This is a genomic window from Roseicyclus amphidinii (assembly GCF_030163755.1).
Classification (GTDB): Bacteria; Pseudomonadota; Alphaproteobacteria; order Rhodobacterales; family Rhodobacteraceae; genus Roseicyclus; species Roseicyclus amphidinii.
The window spans coordinates 1-4,599 of sequence record NZ_JASJOE010000119.1; the positions used below are offsets into that span (position 1 = coordinate 1).

A 4,599-nucleotide genomic window follows, 5' to 3' on the forward strand; every position below is an offset into this window, starting at 1 on the left:
GATGGGGGCGGCCGCCGCGCGGCAGGCCGACCTCCTCGAGCGGCGCGAGACGGCGCTGGCGGGCGTGCTGTCGCGGCTCGAGGATCTCGACATCGCCGAGGCGGTGACGCGCCTGCAGGAGCTGATGCTGAACCGGCAGGTCAGCCAGCAGACCTATGTGCGGCTCTCGCAATCTTCGCTCTTCGATTACCTGCGATGACGGGGCGGGCGACCCCTCTGCGCAGCCTGGCCACCGCGCTGGCGCTGTGGCTTGCCGTGCCGGTCGCACAGGCCGCGCCGGATTGCGAGGCGCTGGCCGAGGCCGCGGCGGCCCGCCACGGCATCCCCGAGGGCGTCATGGCCGCCATCGCCCGCACCGAAAGCGGCGGCGGGCGGCGCAGCAGCGCCTGGCCCTGGACGCTCAACATGGCCGGTGATGGCCACTATCTCGAGACCCGCGACGAGGCGCTGACGCGGTTGCGCGCGGCGCTCGACGGCGGCGGCCGCAATGTCGATGTCGGCTGCATGCAGATCAACTGGCACTGGCACAACGAGGCCCTCGGGAGCCTCGAGCAGATGATCGACCCCGAGGCCAACACGGAGTATGCCGCGCGCTTCCTCCTGTCGCTCTGGCGGCGAGAGGGGACATGGGATGCGGCGGTCGCGGCCTATCACTCCAGCGACCCCGAGCGCGGCGCGGCCTATCTGTCCCGTGTCGAACGGCTGCGGCGGGCCGGTGTCGGTCGCGGCGCGCAGGAAACGGGTGGGCCTGTCGCCGCGATGACCGGGGACCTGTCCGAGGGCGTTCTGGTCGCCGCAGGCCCCGGCGTCGCGTCGGACATCGCCACGGGCCATGCCGGGGATCGCCGTTTCGGCGCACAGGCCCCGTTGGTCCGGGTGCCCGGCGATGGCGCGACCGGATCGGCCCGGACCGGGGCGGGCGACTTGCCCGCCGCGATGCAGGCCGTGCCCGAGGGGGCGTTGCCCGATCTCGCGGCCGGCGTTGCCCGGCTGTCCGCCGCGCATGCCACCCGAAGCCCCGGCGCGGCGCTGTCGGGCGATGCCGACAGGCTGGCGCGCATCCGTGCGGATTTCCGGCAGGCAGCGTCGCGTTAGGTGCGAAGCGTCCCCTTTGAGGAGCGCGCATCAACTAAAGATAATTCCGCTTCGTCCTTCGGACCGCGCGATGCGCCGCCGGGACGCTTTCGGGCATACCTGGCGATCCGGTAGCAGGAGTGCAGGGCGTCGAAATTCCGGCACCCGATCAGTTCCGACGAGGGTGTGAGTGATGACGAAGATCTGGACCGACATGCTGCATGGCTCTGCAATGGTGGACGATGTGCGGCTCGATCACCTTCTCGTCGGCGCAAGCCCGCGGATGACGGCGCTCAAGCGGATGATCACCCGCGTCGCCCCGAACCCGCATCCGGTGGTCGTGCAGGGCCCCACGGGCGCGGGCAAGGACGTGGTGGCGCGCGCGCTGCACATGCTGTCGAACCGCAGCGGCAAGCTGGTGGCGGTGAACTGCGCCGCGATCCCCGCCGACCTTCTGGAATCCGAGCTGTTCGGCCACGAGAAGGGCGCCTTTACCGGGGCCACCGAGCGGCGCATCGGCCGGGTCGAGCAGGCCCATGGCGGCACGCTGTTCCTCGACGAGATCGGCGACATGCCCGCCGCCCTTCAGGCCAAGCTCTTGCGGGTGCTTGAAACGCGCCGGGTGCAGCGGCTGGGCGGGCGCGAGGATATCGAGGTGGATTTCCGCCTTGTCACCGCGACGCACCGCGACCTGACGCAGGAGGTGGCCGCCGGCCGCTTCCGGCAGGACCTGTTCTACCGGATCAACGTCTTCGGCCTGATCGTGCCCGCGCTGGCCGAGCGCAGCGAGGATATCCCCCACCTGCTCGACGCCATGCTCGCCCGGTTGCGGGTCGAAGCCGGCGCAGGCGCGGCCCCGCGCTTCACGCCCGATGCGCTGCGGATGTTGACCTCCTATTCCTGGCCCGGCAACGTGCGCGAGCTGCGCAATGTCTTCGACCGCGCTGCCGTGCTCTTCGCAGGCGAGGACATCACCGCCGAGGCCTGCAAGGTTGCGCTGATGGTGCCCGGCTTCGATACCGGGGCCGCTACCGAAACCGCGCCGACCGCGCGCAGCGAACAGCAGGACGCCGAGGCGCTGCGCCAGATGCTTTTGTCGGTGCCGTCGGTGAACCTGCGCGGCTACCTGCAGGAGATCGAGATCGGGCTGATCGAGGCCGCGCTCGAGCTGTCGGAGGGCTGCGTCGCTCAGGCCGCGCGCAGCCTGCGGCTGAAGCGGACCACGCTGATCGAGAAGATGAAGAAACTGTCGATAACCCGCGCCCCGGCTTGACCGTGCAGGGCGTGCAGGGCGTGCAGGGGGTGAACCGCGTCAGTTGTTCTGCGCGTTGAACCCGTCGATCAGGTTCTGGATGTAATCCCCCGTCGCGTTCAGCTGGGTGATGATCCGCTCCATCTCGGTGAAGCGCGTGCGCATCCGGCTCTCGTAATCCTCGGCCTGCCCACTCAGGGTTTCAAGCGTCTCGCTGCCCGCGAAGATCTCGTCCGACAGTTGCGATTGCCGCCGCCCGATCGCGCCGTCGCCCGCGCTGGCCGCGTCGATCCAGTCCGACAGGCGGCTGGCAAGGCTGCGGCCGAAATCGACCGAGCTCGCGGTCACACCGTCCTCGACGATCACCTCGATGCCCGACAAGGGGCCGGAGGGCACGGCATAGGCGGTGCGCCCGTCCTCGAGCGGGCGCGGGGTCAGGGCGATGCCGCCCAGCCAGGCCTCGCCGGTCGCGGCGTCGCGGCGGAAATCATAGCGGCCCGGTGTCGCGTCGGGACCAGGCATGCCCGCGAATGCCACACCGGGCCCCGTGCCGGAGAGGGTGTCCTCCAGCACGGATGCCAGACGCGAGGGGTCGGCCTCGAAGGCCGCCTCGAACGCGTCGCTGTCGAAACTCAGGGTGCCGTCGCGCTCGGTGCGGATGCCCAGCTCGGCAAGAAAGACGGGCCGGTCCCCGAAACCCGGAAGGCCCCCGGCCAACATGCCGTCCAGCTCGCGCGCCAGCGACTGCATCGCGGCATCGCCGGCAAGCTCGCCCGGCTCGGCCCCGTCGATGCCGCGCGCGGTGACCTGCCGCATGAGCGATTTGAGCGCGTTCAGCTCTTCCACCACGCCCTGCATCACCTGCGTGGCGGTCTCGGTGTCGGGTCTGACCTGCACGAGGCTCGGGGTCGTGGTCAGGTCGTTGAGTGTCAGCGACAGGCCCGGCACGAGGTCGTCGATCCGGTTGGTGGGGCGGCCCACCGGGATACCGTCGACGGTGACCAGCGCGTTGACCGCGATGCGGCGCTCGACCGCGGTCGGGTCGGCCGAGAAATCCAGCGCGGCGATATCGGCCGAGGCGCCGGCGTCGGCGGTGAAGCGCAGCGCGTTGGCGGCCCCCGTCTCGGAGACGACGCCGAGCGACCATGTCCCGTCGCCGACCGCCAGCGGGCGGGCGGTCACGCCCTCGAGCTGCGACAGGGTCTCGGCGACCTCTTGCAGGGTCGCGCCCGCGGGGATCTCGAGCCGCGCACCGCTGCGCGCGGGATCGGCCGAGAATACCGGCGGCTCGCCGGTCCAGCTGCCGATGTCGACGATCAGCGCCCCGCCGCCCAGCGGCGCATCCGGCCCGGCAAAGCCGCGGAACTCCAGCACCTGCGATTGCGCGAGCGACAGAACCTCGATCTCGACGGGCACGTCGGGGGCGAGTGCGGGGTCGGTCATCGTGACCCCGACGCCCGCCTGGCTGCTGCTGACCTGCCGCGTCTCGATCCGCCCGGCGATGCCCAGCGTCTCGGAGAGCTGCGCCATCTGCGCCGACACCCGGTCGAGCGCGGACAGCGAGACCTCGGCCCGGTCGATGCGCGCCGACACGAGGCCCTGGCGCGGGGCATAGGTCGCCTCGGCGAGGTCGCGCGACAGGCTGACCAGGTCGAGGCCGGACCCGCCCGTGTTCAATCGGCTCAGAATGTCTACGGTCATGATGCCTCGGTTCCCTCGAGTGATAACGGCGGGGCAGGGGCGCGTGTTAGCCGCGCGGGTGCGGGCTCAATAGGCGATTTCGATCTCGATCCGGCGATTGCGTTCGCGGCCCTCGGGCGTGGCGTTCGAGGCGATGGGCTGGCTTTCGCCACGGCTCAGAGCGGTCAGGCGCTCGGGCGCCAGAAGGCCGGTGGCCTGCAACTCGCGCACCACGCTGGAGGCGCGGGCGGCAGCCAGCCCCCAGTTGTCCTGAAAGATCGAGCCGCGCCCGACCGGCACCGTGTCGGTATGGCCGGTCACGGTGATTTCCGAGGCCTCGTCCATCGCGCTGAAGGCGATGCGCGACATGATCTCTCGCGCCTCGCCGGTCAGATCGGCGGTGCCCGAGGGAAAGGCCCCGCCCGCGCCAACGGTCACGAAAACGCGGTCCTCGCGCTGCTCGACGGTCACAAGGCCTTGTGCGATCTCCTGCCGCAGCGCCACGCGCAGCTCGGCCTCGGCCAGCCGCAGCGAGGATATCCCCCACCTGCTCGACGCCATGCTCGCCCGGTTGCGGGTCGAAGCCGGCGCAG

General features: G+C 71.0%; 5 protein-coding genes. 3 read left to right on the forward strand and 2 right to left on the reverse strand.

Annotation, left to right across the window (positions count from 1 at the left end; translation table 11 throughout):
* The 3 genes from QQK83_RS18850 to QQK83_RS18860 form a co-directional block, all read left to right on the forward strand.
* Positions 1 to 199: flagellin (locus QQK83_RS18850; protein WP_284266920.1), on the forward strand; the 199-nt coding region annotated here is incomplete at its 5' end.
* A complete protein-coding gene (locus QQK83_RS18855) occupies positions 196 to 1,095 on the forward strand; it encodes a transglycosylase SLT domain-containing protein (RefSeq protein ID WP_284266922.1) in 900 nt (299 codons plus the stop codon). The genes QQK83_RS18850 and QQK83_RS18855, both read left to right, overlap by 4 nt.
* A gap of 172 nt (positions 1,096 to 1,267) precedes the next feature.
* Positions 1,268 to 2,347 carry a sigma-54 interaction domain-containing protein gene (locus tag QQK83_RS18860; RefSeq protein ID WP_284266924.1) on the forward strand — a complete coding sequence of 360 codons (1,080 nt, stop codon included), beginning with the start codon at positions 1,268 to 1,270 and terminating at the stop codon, positions 2,345 to 2,347.
* Between the two features lie 39 nt (positions 2,348 to 2,386).
* Here QQK83_RS18860 and fliD read toward each other — a convergent pair whose 3' ends face one another.
* Both fliD and QQK83_RS18870 read right to left on the reverse strand, forming a co-directional pair.
* Complete coding sequence (gene fliD, locus QQK83_RS18865; RefSeq protein ID WP_284266926.1) at positions 2,387 to 4,027, reverse strand: flagellar filament capping protein FliD; 1,641 nt, start codon at positions 4,025 to 4,027, stop codon at positions 2,387 to 2,389.
* Positions 4,028 to 4,093: 66 nt separating this feature from the next.
* Positions 4,094 to 4,599: OmpA/MotB family protein (locus QQK83_RS18870; protein ID WP_284266927.1), on the reverse strand; the 506-nt coding region annotated here is incomplete at its 5' end.